Raw genomic sequence first — 16,460 nt, 5'->3', positions numbered from 1 at the left:
TATAAATTATGTTTCAGATTTACAACGCTAAAACTAACAGGCAAAAGAAATCGTGGGCTGTTAAAAATATAATTGGCTTAATTTTTTGTATAATAAGCCAGACCGTTTTTTCGCAAACCATTGTTGTTACCACTACCAATGATGTGGTGGATGGAAATACCACCAACATCGCGACGTTGACAGGTGCTCCTGGAGCGGATGGGTTGATCAGTTTACGGGAAGCAGTCATGGCTACAAATGGGGAACCATCCGGTTCGAATATTACCATTTCACTTCCGGCTGCAATATTAATTCTGAGTATTGCCGGTACCGGAGAAACAGCTGGTGCCCCTAACGCTGCTATTGGCGATTTGGATCTGCTTGCTCCTGCAACGGGTACCAAGACTGTAAGTATAAACGGCGCCGGACCAGCTAGTACTATTATTTCCCAGACAACCGGTGCGGACAGAATTATAGATGCTCATCCGAATTCTACTGTTGCAGGTGGGGGGAATATCACCTTAAACATTTCAGGTGTAAAAATAACCGGTGGTGTTGCCTCAGCACCTGTAAGCGGCGGTGCTATTCTTGCGGGCAGACCGAGCGATGTAACTACATTAACAAATTGTTTGTTTGATTTAAATTCCGCAACTGCTAATGGTGGTGCCATTTCACAAAGTTCCGGTCTCGCTTCCCATAATCTTACGATTACCAATTGCACGTTTACCAATAATACTGCAGGTGGTGCGGGCGGCGCTGTTAGCTATAATGGGCTGGGTATCGTTTTAATTACAGGCTCTATTTTTACAAGTAACAAGACTACTATTACCGGTGGTGATGGCGGAGCATTAAGCACGACAGGAGGTGGTAACGGAGGAACATATACAGTAGAGAAAAATACCTTTTTAAATAACCAGGCATTAAATCCCACCAGCCATGCCGGGGCTGTTCTTAATACCAACGGTGCTTTAACATTACGATACAACCGGTTTATTGGTAATACTTGTGCTAATACCAGCAATCCGCCTTTGGCGAATGTTATTGCTCAAACCGGTGGATCTACTGTTAATACAACGATAGCAGATAATAACTGGTGGGGTGTAAATACCGGCCCGGGTACGAATGATGCAACAGCCCTGGCAGCAGGCGGTACAATGACGCTCACCAAATGGCTACAATTGAAGACCACAGCCTCCCCTAATCCAATTTGTAATACAACGGCCGGGCTGGGTAATACCACGACCGTTACCACCAGTTTCCTTTCCAATTCAGCAGGCGAAGCCATTCTATTGGCAAACCTGCCGGTGTTAATTGGATTACCTGTTACCTGGAGCCAAACACTGGGAAGTCTTTCGTCCCAACAATCAACTATTCAGGCGAGCGGAACTGCAACTGCTCTGTTTACTTCAAACGGAACAGGGGGTACTGCAACAGTAAACACCCAGGTGGACAATGTGCCCGCATCAGAAACCTCACCCGCCAGGGCAAATATTACCGTCAATACATTACCAATAGTTACCAACCCCGTCAATACGACTGCTTGCGTTGGCGGTACAGCTACATTTACGTCAACTATTACAGGGACGCCTCCGCCAACTATTCATTGGCGTATCGGTACAACAGCATTGGTGGATGGTCTCCAGGCTTCCGGCTCTACCGTTTCAGGCGCTAATACCGCCACTTTAACCATCACTAATGTTCAATTAGGCGATGCTTTGACCAACTATAATGTAGAAGCCAGCAATCATTGCGGAACAGCAAATTCCAGTAGTGCAACGCTAACAGTGAATATTCCATCAATTGCACCATCCAGCATTTCCGGGACAACAATTTATTGTAATCCGGGCTCAACCACATTAACAGCCGTAGGAGGAACTTTAGGCACAGGTGCAAATTACCAGTGGGGAACAGGCAGTGTGGTGGGAACTTCGCCATTAGCGGGGGAAACCTCTTCAACGCTTACAGTGTCACCAACCATCACTACCACTTATTGGGTGCGGATTGAAAACACGGCTGCTCCTTGTGATCCAAACACCAGCGGAGTTACCCAGGTGGTAACAGTTAACCAGCCTTCCGTTGCACCAACCAGTATTACCGGAACAAGCACGATATGTAATGGAAGCTCCACTACTTTAACAGCTGTAGGAGGCACTTTAGGTACAGGAGCAAACTACCAATGGGGAACAGGCAGCATAGTGGGCACTTCACCATTAGTTGGGGAAACCTCTTCAACGCTCACAGTGTCACCAACCAGCACTACCACTTATTGGGTGCGGATTGAGAATACGGCAGCACCCTGTACTGCCAACACTGGTGGTGTTACACAAGAGGTAGCGGTTAACCAGCCTTCCGTTGCACCAACCAGCATTGCCGGAACAACAACAATATGTAATGGAAGCTCCACTATATTAACAGCTATAGGAGGTACTTTAGGAGCCGGTGCCAATTACCAGTGGGGCACAGGCAGTATAGTGGGAACTTCGCCATTAACAGGAGAAACTTCTTCAACGCTTACAGTATCACCAACGAGCACCACCACTTATTGGGTGCGGATTGAGAATACGACTGCACCTTGCCCCGCAAGTACTGATGGGCCAACCCAGGTTGTGACAGTTAATCAACTATCCGTTGCACCAACCGGCGCCACCGGTACTACAACCATCTGTAATGGAGGCAGCACTATTTTAACTGTAGCTGGCGGAACCAAAGGAACTGGCGCCACAACAGAATGGTTCACCGGTTCATGTGATGGCACTCCGGCAGGAACGGGTGATGCCATCACTGTTTCTCCAACAAGTACGACCACCTATTATGTACGGTATAGTGGCACCTGTAACACCACCACTTGTGCAGAGGTAACGGTATCCATCGCATCGAATAATTCCATTTCACTTACTTCTGCTGCAGGCACCGATGCGCAGGCGGTATGTGACAATGCTACAATTACCGATATTACTTATGCTACCACCGGCGCCACAGGTGCCAGCGTTACTGGTTTGCCAGCAGGTGTAAACGGCTCATGGCTGGCCAATGTGGTAACGATCAGCGGCAGTCCAACGGTAGGAGGAACGTTTAACTATACGGTAACGCTTACAGGGGGCTGTGGAAATGTATCAACAACTGGCTCGATAACGGTGAGCACTTTCCCGGTAGTCACCGCACCAACAGTTACACAACCAACCTGTGCCGTACCAACCGGAACTATCGTGGTAAATGCTACAGGTTCTTCGGGAACTTTAGAGTATAGGCTTAATGCCGGCGAGTGGGGAACATCCAATACATTTGACCTGTTGGCCCCGGGTGATTATAATATCTATGTAAGGTATCAAAATTCAAGTTGTGTAAGCATTTACAGCTCAAACCCGGTGAGCATCATTGCTGCAACAGGATGCACTGAGCCGCCGGTTATAACCTGTCCTTCCAATATCACGACAGCAGCAGCGTCAGGTGAGTGTGATGCGTCGGTTTCGTTTGCTGCAACCGCAACAGGTATTCCATCACCAACAATTGTATACAAAATCGGATCAACAACAATTACCTCTCCTTATACCTTCCCGGTTGGAACAACGACGGTGAATTGCACAGCGACAAATAGCGAAGGAACCGACAATTGTTCATTTACCGTGACTGTTACTGATGACCAGGCGCCGGTTATTAATACTAATCCTAACCCAATTGTTCTTTTGTGGTCGCCTAATCATAAATACCAGAAGATAACGGTATCGCAATGTGTTAGCTCGGTAACCGATAATTGCGGAAACATCCTTGTTGCGAATGTGGTCATCACTCATGTTACCAGTGATGAAGCCGAAAATGCGCCGGGTAATGCGGACGGCAATACGACAGATGATATGAAGATTGCATCCAATTGCAAGTCTGTTGAGTTGCGACGTGAACGAATGGACGGTGGTAATGGCAGGGTATATACCATACATTTGAAGGTAACAGATGTTAATGGTAATACGGCCACGGCGACGGTTAAAGCCGTAGCGCCTATCAGCCAGAGTGGTGTGACAGCTGTTGATAACGGGCCGGTATATACTGAATCAGGCCCATGCCAGATTGCTACCAGGTCGTCGTCTTCTCAACTGATAACGAAAAATACGGAGGTAAAAGAGTACATAATGGCGCAAAATTATCCGAACCCTTTCAGTACGATTAGTACCATCCGTTACGAGCTTCCTGTGGATGCACATGTAAGTCTTTCAGTATACAATCAACTTGGTCAAAAAGTGGCACAGCTAACGGAAGGAAATATGAGTGCCGGTTACCACCAGGCAAGGGTTGATGCGACAAAACTAGCGGCGGGTATTTATCTATATCGCCTGCTGGCGATAGATGCAAATGGTAAGCCTTTTGTAATAAGCAAAAAGATGATTGTGGCAAAATAGGCACGACACTTTATAAGGAAGAATCAAAACAGCCGGAAGTAATTTCGGCTGTTTTGATTTTATAACTAATACTTGTAAATCAATTAATGCAACACTAAAAATATGAAATGGTCGAATGTGAAAGTTATTAATACTCCCACTTCACCAGCGTTGCCCCCCAGGTAAACCCACCACCAAATGCAGCTAATACAATATTGTCGCCCTTATTTATTTCATGTTTCCAGTCCCAAAGGCAGAGTGGTATAGTAGCGGCCGTGGTGTTGCCGTATTTCTGTATGTTGATCATTACTTTTTCCCTGGATAAACCAATCCGATTGGCTGTAGCGTCAATGATGCGCAGGTTAGCCTGGTGTGGCACCAGCCAGGCAATGTCGTCTCCGGTAAGTTTATTTCTTTCTAATAATTCAGCACTTACATCAGCCATTCCTTTTACCGCCGCCTTGAAAACGGGTTGACCGTCCTGGTAGGCAAAATGTTCCCGGTTATTTACGGTTTCAATGCTCGCAGGTTTTAAAGAGCCCCCCGCTTTCATGTGTAAAAACTCAGCACCTGAACCGTCACTTTTTAATAAACTGTCCAATATTCCGTAACCTTCATGGTTGGGTTCCAGCAATACGGCGCCGGCGCCATCGCCAAACAAAACACAGGTATTTCGATCTGTATAATCAATGATAGCACTCATCTTATCGGCGCCTACCACTATCACTTTTTTATATCGGCCACTTTCGATTAATGATGCACCCAGTGTAAGTGCATATAAAAATCCGGAGCATGCTGCCGATACGTCAAAACCCCATGCATTTTTAGCGCCCAATTTATCGCAGGCTATATTGGCCGTGGCAGGAAAAACCATATCAGGTGTAACGGTAGCCACTATCAGGCAATCTATTTCCATCGGGCTGATGCCTCGTTTTTCCAAAAGTTGTTTTACAGCCGGCACCACCATATCAGAAGTAGCTTTTCCTTCTCCTTTTAATATTCTTCGTTCCACAATGCCTGTTCTTGTACGTATCCATTCATCATTGGTGTCTACCATTTTTTCCAGGTCGAAATTGGTGAGTTTATCTTCGGGAACATAGCCGCCGACAGCGGTAATTGCAGCAGTAATCTTTTTGCTTGTCATGTAGTGAGTTTTTCAACTAAAAGTGCTCAAAGGTACGGGGCAACAGGCAATTAGCAATAGGCAAAGGTCTAGCTTCCCGGCCGTCAAGTGTTGATTGCCAATTGCATATTGCTTATTGTTAATTCTCTTATTTTCGCAGCCATGATAGCTTACCTGAAAGGTGAATTTGTACGCAAAACTCCCTCCCAAGTTTATATTGAAGTAAACGGCGTTGGATACGAAGTGCAGGTTACCCTTAACACCTATACCCGCATCCAGGATTTAGAAAAAGGTTTATTGCATACTATCCTTATTATTAGGGAGGATGCGCATTTATTATTCGGATTTTTTGAAATGGCTGAAAAGGAAATGTTTCAGCAACTCACCAGTGTGTCGGGCATTGGTGCTTCTACTGCCCGGATGATGCTGTCGTACATGAAACCAGATGAATTGGCCACGGCCATTGTACAATCCGATATCAGGACCCTGGAAAGTATAAAAGGCATTGGCAAAAAATCCGCTGAAAGAATAGTATTGGAACTAAAAGATAAGCTAGCCAAGCATCCGATTGAAGCAAATATTTCACCATTGAAAAGCAATACTTTGCATCAGGATGCGTTTAATGCACTGACGGCTTTGGGAATCACCCGTTCAGCTGCCGAACAGGCTGTAAAAAAAGTGCTGGCATCTGAACCAGGCTTGCCAGTAGAGGAGTTGATCAAAAAGGCGTTGCGTAACCTCTGATAACCTATTATTTTCTGGACTAATTGATTCTGAGAAAAACTTGAACGCCAATACTGTTCATATCTTCCGTAAGGTGATAGTGTCTGCCATCATCCTATTGATTGTATCGGGTCATGCGAATGCCCGTTATTTTCAAAACCCTGTTTCCAATGTGCAGGACACATCCCGTAAAGACACGTTGCGTTATCCGCTGACGGATCGATATGGCGATCCGTATACTAATCCCAATCGCAATACTTTCGACTTAAAGGACACGGCCTTCATTAAAAGAAATGTTGAATATGATCCGTTGACCGGGGAGTATTATGTCATTGAAAAAATCGGTGGTAAGAACTATCGCACACCTGTTTCTTTTGGTCGTGACGAGTTTTTGCGCTTGCAAGGCAAGAAAGACGAAAATGCTTATTTCAGAAAAAGAGCGGATATGCTCTCCGAGATGAACCGCCGCCTTTTCAAACCAAAATTTACTACGCAGAAAGGATGGTTTAACCGGATAGTCGGTGTTGGAAAGATCGATATTAAACCTTCCGGTTATGTTGATCTGCTTGCAGGCTACCAGGGACAGAATATTAAAAACCCCACTCTGCCTGAGCGGGCAAGAAGAAACGGCGGGCTTGATTTTAATATGAATGCTCAGTTGCAGGTGGATGCAAATATTGGGGACAAATTAAAATTGCCGATTAACTATAACACACTGGCGAATTTTGAATTTGAAAACCAGCTCAACCTTAACTACCAGGGTAAGGACGATGAGATCATCAAGCAGTTTCAGTTGGGAAATGTAAACTTTACCTCCAAAGGGACATTGATCCCTGGTGCACAATCATTGTTTGGTATCAAAACTCAATTGCAGTTTGGAAAACTTTTCGTTACCGGTGTGTTGGCCAATCAAAGAGCACAACGCCAATCACTGGATATGCAGGGCGGTTCAGCTATGCAGGCATTTTCATTAAAGGCTGATGAATACGAAGAAAACCGGCACTTCCTGTTGGCTCAATATTTCCGCAATAATTACAACAAAGCCATGAGCAATTTGCCGGTTGTGAATTCAGCTGTGCAAATATTAAGAATGGAAGTGTGGGTGACCAATCGTAACCGGGCCGATACAAATGTAAGAGATATTGTTGCCTTAATGGACTTAGGTGAGGGCAACCCCTTTCATGGTCCTCCGGGTAATCCGAATGCCCTGCCTCAGAACCGGGCGAATAATATTTATGATAACATCCTTTCTAATCCCAACTCCCGTAACTCTACTTTGGTGCAGGGTGTTTTAACAGGCATGGGCTTTTTGCCGGTGCAGGATTTCGAAAAAACCTTTGCCCGTAAACTCTCACCATCCGAGTATTACTACAACCCGCAAATTGGTTTTCTTTCTCTGCAACAACCTTTGCAACCCGATGAGGTATTGGGTGTGGCATTTCAGTACACCTATAATGGTAGAGTGTACCAGGTGGGTGAGTTTTCACAGGATATTCCGCCTGATGTCTCCGGAACAACACAAAAAGTATTATTCTTAAAACTATTAAAAGCGACTTCACAACGTACCAATCTTCCCATTTGGGACCTGATGATGAAAAACGTTTATTCCGTTGGTTATGGCCAATTGGAACGAACGGATTTCAAACTGGACGTTTTATATGAAGAGCCAAGCCTGGGTGAAAAAAGATATTTGCCACCAGCTGATGTATTGCCGCAGTACCAGGGACAGCCATTGATCTCGCAGGTAAATCTTGATCGGTTAAACAATCAGAATGATCCCCAACCCGATGGTATATTCGACTTTATAGAAGGCTTCACCATTTTATCATCCATGAGCCGGATTATCTTCCCGGTGCTGGAACCTTTCGGTCACGATCTCGATTATGTGTATCCATCGCAGGTAGAACGCAGCAAATATTTGTATTACCCGCTATACGATACCATCAAAGCCATTGCCCAAACCTACGCTAACCTAAATCGCTTTGAAATAAATGGTAAATCAAAAACTTCTTCGACCGGTGACTTCCAGTTAGGATTTAATATACCGCGTGGCTCCGTTACTGTGACAGCAGGCGGCCAGCTGCTACAGGAAAATATTGATTATGAAATCAACTATGACCTTGGAACGCTAAGGGTTATCAACCAATCTATCATTAGTTCAGGTGTGCCGGTTAACATCCAATATGAAAACCAGGCAGCCTTTGGTATACAGCAGCGAAATTATATGGGCCTGCGCCTTGATTATTTTGCCAATAAAAAATTAACCCTCGGTGGAACGATTGCAAGATTAGGTGAAAGACCATTTTTTGTAAAACAATCGTATGGTGATGATCCGATTCGCAACACCATGTATGGTTTGGATGTAGATTATAAAAGTGATTGGCCAAGACTTACCAAATGGTTGAATAAATTACCTTTTTACAACTCACAGGAAACGTCATCAGTATCGGCCTATGCAGAAGCAGCAATGCTGCAACCGGGGCATGCTCCACAGATTGGAAAGGGAAGTGCAGGGCAGGTGTTTATTGATGACTTTGAAGGCACCCGTTCAGGCATTGATCTTCGTTTTCCGCTCATCAGTTGGAACCTGGCATCGGTACCTCAGGGTAATAATGGACCAGGTGGAGTGTCGCCGCTATTTCCGGAATCTGGATTGACCAATGATTTGGCCAGTGGTTACAACCGGGCGAAACTAGCCTGGTATAATATTGAACCTGTTTTACAGGAAAGGAACAATACCAATAATCCGCTACGCAACAATCCTGCTGAATTATCGAAGCCTGAAACAAGACAGGTTTTGCAAAGAGAAATTTTTCCGCAACGAACTACCGATTTTGGCCAAGGATTGTTAACCACCTTTGACCTCGCTTATTACCCCAAAGAGAAAGGTCCCTATAACTATGAGTACAGGGGAGGCCGCATCAATGCGGAAGGCCGTTTGGTCAATCCTAAACAAGCTTGGGGTGGTATCATGCGTAATATAGATCAAACGGACTTTGAGACCAGCAACATCGAGTATATCGAATTCTGGATGCAGGATCCTTATATTTTAAATACAGCGAGCAGTGGTGGTAAACTATATTTCAACCTCGGTACCATTTCTGAGGATGTATTAAAAGATGGGAAGCGTCAATATGAAAATGGCTTACCAACGCCTACCAACAATGCGCAGGTAGATAACAATACAGTTTGGGGTAAAGTGCCTTCCAATCCTTTGCAAATAACCAATGCGTTCAGCAATGAACCCAGCGACAGGCAATACCAGGATGTCGGGTTTGATGGATTGACCGATGATGAGGAAAAAACAAAATTCAGTACTTATTTAAGCAACCTGCAGGCGACTGCACCGACGGCTTATGCCAAAGCATTGAACGATCCATCGGCTGATAATTTCAAACCTTATCGTGATGCCAGCTATGACGCAGCAAATGCGGGCATTCTTGCAAGGTATAAAGACATCAACAATCCGAATGGCAACTCGCCGATATCTAATAACAATAGCCAGTTTGTAAATGCCTTTACGCAGTATCCCGATGCAGAGGAATTGAATCGTGATAATACATTGAATGAAGCAGAAGAATATTTCCAATATAAAGTTGACATCAAACCTTTCATGACACCCGGTACTAATTTTATTACCGATGTAAGAAATGTGCAGGTGACTCTGCCTGATCAGTCCAGCAGAACAGAAAGATGGTACCTGTTCCGTATCCCGGTTTCTGAATTTGAAACCAAGGTTGGTAATATTCCAGATTTCAAGTCAATACGCTTTATTCGAATGTTCTTAACTGATTTTGATGATTCGGTGGTTATGCGTTTTGGAAAGATCGAATTGGTAAGAAATCAATGGCGTCAGTTCCAGTATAAAATTGATACAACGGGTCAATACGTAAATCTTCCATCAAACGATCCCGTGGTTGTAAATACCCTGGCTGTTAACCTGGAGGAGAATGATCAACGTGAACCGATAAGATATGTAAGTCCGCCCGGTATTGAAAGACAGCAACAGTTGAGCAATAACAATGTTCAGTTGTTTTTGAATGAGCAGGCCCTAAGCATGCAACTGTGCAACTTACCTAATAAAGAATCCCGTGCTGTATTCAAGACCATGAATATGGATATGCGCCAATATGGAAAAATGCGGATGTTCGTTCATGCTGAGGGAAGTGGCAGTGACGCGGCTATACAGGATAATTCATTGACGGCAATCGTCAGGATAGGAAATGATTTCCAGGGCAACTATTACGAAGTAAGAATTCCATTGAAAAAAACAGCCTGGGGTGAAACGGATAGCTTGAGAATTTGGCCCGAGCAAAATAACCTTGATTTTGATCTGCAGGAATTGAGCCGGCTTAAATCACGCCGCAATCAACAAGGTGCGCCCCCTTCAGTTCATTATAGTGAAGTTTTGGCCGATGGTAGAACATATGCAGTGATCGGCAACCCCAACCTGGGTGAAGTAAAAGGCATGATGCTGGCTGTTGAAAACACCAATCTTCCGACAGCCTGCGCTGAAGTTTGGTTTAATGAACTTCGTTTTTCCAATCTTGACGAAAAAGGTGGATGGGCGGCATTAGGTCGTGTTGATTTAAAGTTGGCTGATCTTGGTAGCCTGACATTAGCCGGTACAGCCCGCAGTCGAGGATTTGGTACATTGGAACAAAGAGTGAATCAGCGCAGCCGTGAAGACCTTTATACTTTTGACCTTTCCGCTAACATCGATGCTGGTAAATTATTGCCTAAACAATTAGGCATCCAGATACCCGTATATGCGGGTATTAGCCGCATCACCAGCACACCGGAGTATGATCCCTATGACCTGGATATAAAACTCAAGGATAAAATCAATGCTACGCCAGACAAAGCTGATCAAGATTCTATCCGGAGGGATGCGCAGGATATCACTACTATCAAGACAGTGAACTTCACCAATGTCAAAAAAGTAAAGACAGATGGTAAACAACCTAAGATTTGGAGTGTCACCAATTTTGATCTTAACTATTCTTATATAGAAACCCAGCAGCAAAACCCACTTATTGATAATTATGAAATGCGGCGCACCCGTGGTGCAGTGGGTTATAACTATGCACCGCAGCCAAAGTACCTGGAGCCATTTAAAAATCTGAAATCAAGATCGAAATGGATGGCATTGGTAAAAGACATTAACTTCAACTATGTGCCTTCACAGTTATCGTTCAGGGCCGATATTTTCCGCCAGTTTGGTGCTACAAGGCCGCGTAATGTAGGTGGTGGTCCATATAAAATACCTGAGACTTACGACAAATACTTCACTTTCGACCGGTACTATATTTTGCAATGGGGTCTTACCAAATCGATCACTCTCGATTTTACGGCTACCAATTATGCCCGCATCGATGAACCTTTTGGTCGCATTGATACAAAAGAGAAAAAAGACTCTGTTAGGAAAAATGTATTCAACGGCGGTCGTAATACCCAATATGCGCAGCAGGCAAGTTTATCTTATACCGTGCCTACACAAAAAATTCCTTTGCTTGACTGGACAACTTTAAGAGTTACCTACACTACTCAATATAACTGGTTAGCGGCGTCATTGCTGGCCAAGAGTCTTGGTAACACACTTGCCAATACACAAACAAGAACCATTGCCAGTGAGCTGAACTTTGAACAATTGTATAGTAAGTCAAGGTTCTTAAGAGCCGTGAACACAGCGCCAACAGGTAATAAAAAATCAAAGGATACCGCAGGTCTGAAGGACACAAAAAAGGTCGATAACAAGCCCGTAAAACCTAAATTCGAAATACCGGATTCGTTAAAGGCTAATATGTCTGCTAAAGAATTGAGAAAGGCAAAACGTGAAGCCCGCAGAAAGGAAAGAGAAGAAAGAAGAAAGCTAAAAGAACAAAGAAGAAATGAACTTCCGGAATTAAACGGAATTGTCAGAGCAGTGGGAGGAATCGCTACTTCATTAAAGAGAGTGGGTATACAATACAACGAAGATTTTGGAACAACGCTGCCGGGCTATATGGATAGTACCAAAGTATTGGGTCAAAATCTGAAGAGCGGCGAACCTGGTTTTGGATTTATTTTCGGATACCAACCCGATACCAACTGGATCAATCGTTTTGGAGCGAAGGGATTGTTGTCAAGAGATTCGTTGGTATCAGCGATGATCCAGCAACGTTATAGCCAGCGACTGAACATAACTGCCCAGGTAAGTCCATTCCGTGACCTTAATATCGATTTAAACCTGGATAAATCATTCAGCAAGAACTATTCTGAGCTTTATAAGGATACAACAGGCAGTGCAGGTCTGGCAAGGCTAAATCCTTATGCATTAGGAAGCTTTAGCATCAGCTATATTTCTTACCAAACGATGTTTACCAAGTTTGATCCGAACGTAACATCCGAAACATTTAAACAGTTTGAGGCAAACAGGCTGTTGCTTTCACAACGCCTGGCGAAGCTCAATCCTTATCAAAGTGGTAATACCGATGCTAATGGTTACTACGAAGGTTATGGCCGCTATGCGCAGGAAGTAGTGATCCCATCTTTCCTCGCTGCTTATGGAAAGAAAGATCCCAATACAGTTTCATTATTTAAAAACAATAATCCGAATATCCGGTCAAATCCATTTAAATCACTGATGCCGAAACCTAACTGGACAGTAAGCTATAATGGTTTATCAAGAATAGCGGGCCTTGACAAGATATTTTCCAACGTTAATATTAAACACGGGTATCATAGCACTTTAAGTATGAATAGCTTTAATACGGCTCTTTTATTCCAGGATCCGTTTAGAGTTGGCTATCCTTATTTCTTTGATACGTTAACGGGTTATGTGCCTTATTTCCTTGTCCCTAATATTACCATCCAGGAAAGCTTTGATCCATTGATCGAGGTAGACCTGACTTTTACCAACCAGTTATCCATCCGTACGGAATTCAGGAAATCAAGAACATTGAGTTTGAGCCTGATCGATTATCAATTAGCAGAAAATCGCTCGACAGAAATGACCTTCGGGTTCAACTATCGGAAGAAGGGTTTACCGTTGCTGAAAAATGTCAAGATTGGTAAAAAAGGAATGAAGCTCGATAATGATGTAACCTTCCGTTTCGACTTCAGCTTGCGTGATGATGCTACTGCAAATAGTAAGCTGGACCAGGGAACTTCTTTTGGAACAGCCGGGCAGAAAGTGATAAGTATTAGACCGTCTATTGACTATATTTTAAATAATCGGGTAAGTCTGAAGTTCTACTTTGATCAAACCCGCAACATTCCCAAGATCAGTAATGCATTCCCGATCACCAATACCAGGGGCGGCTTGCAGGTAAGGATATCGTTGGCACAATAATCTTCAGTGATTTTTAAAGGCGGAATAAGAGGTTTCGGCTTATTTTTAGCTCCAATTTTAACCTTCTGGTAAGCAATACAATGGCAAGTATAAATATTGGCGTTATAGGATATGGTTATTGGGGACCTAACATTGTAAGAAATTTCTTTTTGAGTGATTGTATGGTGAAGGCTATTGCCGACAGCCGTATTGAAAGATTAGGTGTTGCCAGGAAGATGTTTCCCTCGGTTCATTGTACAGGCCGGTCTGAAGATATTATCAATGACACGTCTATCAATGCAATAGTAATTGCTACCCCTGTCTCTACCCATTTTGAGCTGGCAAAAAAAGCTTTGCAGAGTGGTAAGCATGTGCTGATAGAAAAGCCAATGACAGCAACAGCTGCAGAGGCGCATGAATTGATTGACATTGCTAAGCAAAAGGATCTTAGTATAATGGTGGATCACACGTTTCTTTATACAGGTGCCGTTAAAAAAATAAAAGAGTTGATTGATTCAGGTGTGTTGGGGCAGCCCCGTTATTTTGATTCATCCCGCATAAACCTCGGATTATTTCAGTTCGATATAAATGTATTGTGGGATCTTGCGGCACATGATATTTCAATGCTTCTTTACCTGATCAATGAAACTCCGGAAAGTGTAAACGCCACGGGCATTTCTCATACTCATAACGGCGTGGAGAACATTGCCTACATGACTATCAACTATAGTTCCAACTTTATTGCTCACATCAATTCTTCCTGGACCTCGCCTGTTAAGGTGCGACAAACATTGATTGGGGGAGATAAGAAAATGATTTTATACAATGATATTGAACCATCGGAAAAAGTAAGAGTATATGACACAGGCTATGAATACAAAACCGATGAAGATAAAAATAGAATCCTGGTTGATTATCGTGCCGGGGATATTTATATTCCGAAGCTTTCCGGTGAAGAAGCGTTAGTAGGTGTTGCCCGTGATTTCATTCAGTCAATAGTTAGTAAAAAAGAACCTGTTTCAAATGCAATGCTGGGATTGGAAGTAGTAAAAATTTTAGAAGCGTCGCAACAGTCCATAAAGGGAAAGGGAAAAGAAGTTAAAATAAACCAATAATGAAATGAGCCATAAAAATTTTCGAGCAGAAAAGCAATAGGAGATGTACAGATGAAAAAAATTACAATAAATAATGATAAGCAAAGTTTAGTGGATATTACAGTAGGTGAGAATGTGCGGATATTTGACTTTGTAAATGCATATGGTTGCACTATCGGCGATCAAACTAAGGTTGGAGCTTTTGTCGAGATTCAAAAAGGAGTAGACATCGGAAAGAATTGTAAAATTTCAAGTCATAGTTTTTTGTGTGAAGGTGTTCATATTGGGGATAATGTTTTTATCGGGCATGGTGTGATGTTTGTTAACGATCGGTATCCACGGGCAACTACAGAAGACGGAAAACAAAAAGCTGCCGCTGACTGGCAGGTTATAGACACCTTTGTGAAAAAAGGCGCATCCATTGGAAGCAATGCTACCATTCTTTGCGGCATCACTATTGGTGAGAATGCTATGATTGGTGCGGGATCGGTGGTTACGAAAGATGTGCCCGCCAACACATTGGTCATAGGTAACCCTGCTAAAATTGTAAGGCAATTTTAAAAATCCTGCTGCTGAAAAATGAAGACAATCGCTGTAATTGGATTTGGGAAAATAGGACAGGCTATTGCGGCTAATATTCTGCAACATCATATTCGTGTTATTGCCATAGACATCAACCCGGAGCTGTTGGAAACATTTCAACACAACACCTATGAAACCAAGGAGCCGGGTTTAAAAGATATTCTGACAGCGGCGCATAAAAAAAATGATCTCATCCTTAGTCATGATTATTCAATCATAAAAGGCAGTGATTGTATCATCATTACCATTCCGCTTCTTATTGATGAACGCCAAAAAATCCAGGATGCCCCTTTTTTGGAAGCCATTGGCAAAATAGCTAGTTACGCCGGACAAAAACTTCCAATAATTATTGAGACCTCCGTTCCTGTAGGATTCACCCGTCAAAATGTATTACCCGTTATAGAGTCAAAAGGAAAAAAACACGGAGAGGATTTTTTATTGGCACATAGCCCGGAAAGAATCAAAAGCGGCACTATGATGGAACAATTAAAAAGAGTTCCCAAGGTTATTGCGGGCGTTAACCAGGAGGCGACTGAAGGCGCCTATAATGCGTACTTACATTTTTTTGATAAAGCATTGCTCCAAAAGCTTGAGACGGTTGAATCCGCAGAAATGCTTAAACTGGCCGGCATGATTTATCGTGACGTCAATATTGCCTTATCTAATCAACTGGCGGGATTTGCTGATGCAGCTGGCATTGACTTTGTAAAACTGCTGCCATTGATCAATACAGATGGCGAAGCAAATTTATTACAACCGGGTATCGGAGTAGGTGGTCATTGCACACCGGTGTATCCCTATTTTTTGATTGATAATTTTAGTAAGACCGGTTTGGATTTTACACTGGCTAAGCAGTCGCGTTTGATTAATAACGGGATGGCTGACTATGCAGTCTCATTGGTCAAAGGGAAAGTCCAGAGCAAAAAGGCGCTGATTCTCGGCCTGGGGTTTCGGCCCAATGTAAAAGAGGATGCATTGAGTACTACCTACCTCCTTCATGAAACCTTGCTCAGAGACGGTTTCGAAGTTTGGGTACACGATACTGAATTTTCACCGGAAGAAATTAAAGCAAAAGGCTTAAGACCTGCCGTTGATATTTACGACAACAATGTGGAAGTGGTGTTCCTGGTCACCATGCATGCCGCGTACAGAGAAATTAATTTTGCGAAGTTGTCAAAATCCGGGACTAAATTTTTCGTGGATGGCAGAAATAGAGTCGATAAGAAGAAAGTTGAAGATGCCGGGGTCCTATATTTTGGAATAGGCCATTAATGATA

General features: G+C 43.4%; 7 protein-coding genes. 6 read left to right on the top strand and 1 reads right to left on the bottom strand.

Translation table 11 applies throughout. From position 1 onward, the window contains the following. Positions 1-8: 8 nt before the first annotated feature. Positions 9-4,370, top strand: coding sequence for an Ig-like domain-containing protein (locus tag ACFEL9_RS02795; RefSeq protein ID WP_385885939.1), 4,362 nt, complete (start codon positions 9-11; stop codon positions 4,368-4,370). A 127-nt stretch (positions 4,371-4,497) separates the two neighbouring features. On the opposite strand, the gene ACFEL9_RS02790 is transcribed toward ACFEL9_RS02795, so the two are convergent. Further along, complete coding sequence (locus ACFEL9_RS02790; protein ID WP_385885937.1) at positions 4,498-5,493, bottom strand: beta-ketoacyl-ACP synthase III; 996 nt, start codon at positions 5,491-5,493, stop codon at positions 4,498-4,500. 141 nt (positions 5,494-5,634) lie between these two features. Here ACFEL9_RS02790 and ruvA point away from each other — a divergent pair, with 141 nt between their 5' ends. The 5 genes from ruvA (at position 5,635) to ACFEL9_RS02765 (ending at position 16,455) form a co-directional block, all read left to right on the top strand. After that, positions 5,635-6,216: a Holliday junction branch migration protein RuvA gene (gene ruvA / locus ACFEL9_RS02785; RefSeq protein ID WP_385885936.1), complete on the top strand. Its 582-nt coding sequence runs from the start codon at positions 5,635-5,637 to the stop codon at positions 6,214-6,216. Between the two features lie 40 nt (positions 6,217-6,256). Further along, a complete protein-coding gene (gene sov / locus ACFEL9_RS02780) occupies positions 6,257-13,528 on the top strand; it encodes a T9SS outer membrane translocon Sov/SprA (protein WP_385885934.1) in 7,272 nt (2,423 codons plus the stop codon). Between the two features lie 80 nt (positions 13,529-13,608). Then, positions 13,609-14,622, top strand: a complete 1,014-nt coding sequence (locus ACFEL9_RS02775) for a Gfo/Idh/MocA family protein (protein WP_385885933.1) — start codon at positions 13,609-13,611, stop codon at positions 14,620-14,622. Positions 14,623-14,673: 51 nt separating this feature from the next. Beyond that, complete coding sequence (locus ACFEL9_RS02770) at positions 14,674-15,162, top strand: acyltransferase (protein WP_385885931.1); 489 nt, start codon at positions 14,674-14,676, stop codon at positions 15,160-15,162. A gap of 18 nt (positions 15,163-15,180) precedes the next feature. Beyond that, positions 15,181-16,455, top strand: a complete 1,275-nt coding sequence (locus ACFEL9_RS02765) for a nucleotide sugar dehydrogenase (RefSeq protein WP_385885930.1) — start codon at positions 15,181-15,183, stop codon at positions 16,453-16,455. The last annotated feature ends 5 nt before the right edge of the window (positions 16,456-16,460 follow it).

Source organism: Terrimonas alba (assembly GCF_042434975.1).
GTDB classification, from domain to species: domain Bacteria; phylum Bacteroidota; class Bacteroidia; order Chitinophagales; family Chitinophagaceae; genus Terrimonas_B; species Terrimonas_B alba.
This window is presented reverse-complemented; position numbering and strand designations above follow the sequence as displayed.

What these genes read in the sequence shown, in the direction of transcription:
- ACFEL9_RS02795 (WP_385885939.1), top strand. Translation starts at nt 9, where the DNA reads ATGTTTCAGATTTACAACGCTAAAACTAACAGGCAAAAGAAATCGTGG.
- ACFEL9_RS02790 (WP_385885937.1), bottom strand. Translation starts at nt 5,493, where the DNA reads ATGACAAGCAAAAAGATTACTGCTGCAATTACCGCTGTCGGCGGCTAT.
- ruvA (WP_385885936.1), top strand. Translation starts at nt 5,635, where the DNA reads ATGATAGCTTACCTGAAAGGTGAATTTGTACGCAAAACTCCCTCCCAA.
- ACFEL9_RS02775 (WP_385885933.1), top strand. Translation starts at nt 13,609, where the DNA reads ATGGCAAGTATAAATATTGGCGTTATAGGATATGGTTATTGGGGACCT.
- ACFEL9_RS02770 (WP_385885931.1), top strand. Translation starts at nt 14,674, where the DNA reads ATGAAAAAAATTACAATAAATAATGATAAGCAAAGTTTAGTGGATATT.
- ACFEL9_RS02765 (WP_385885930.1), top strand. Translation starts at nt 15,181, where the DNA reads ATGAAGACAATCGCTGTAATTGGATTTGGGAAAATAGGACAGGCTATT.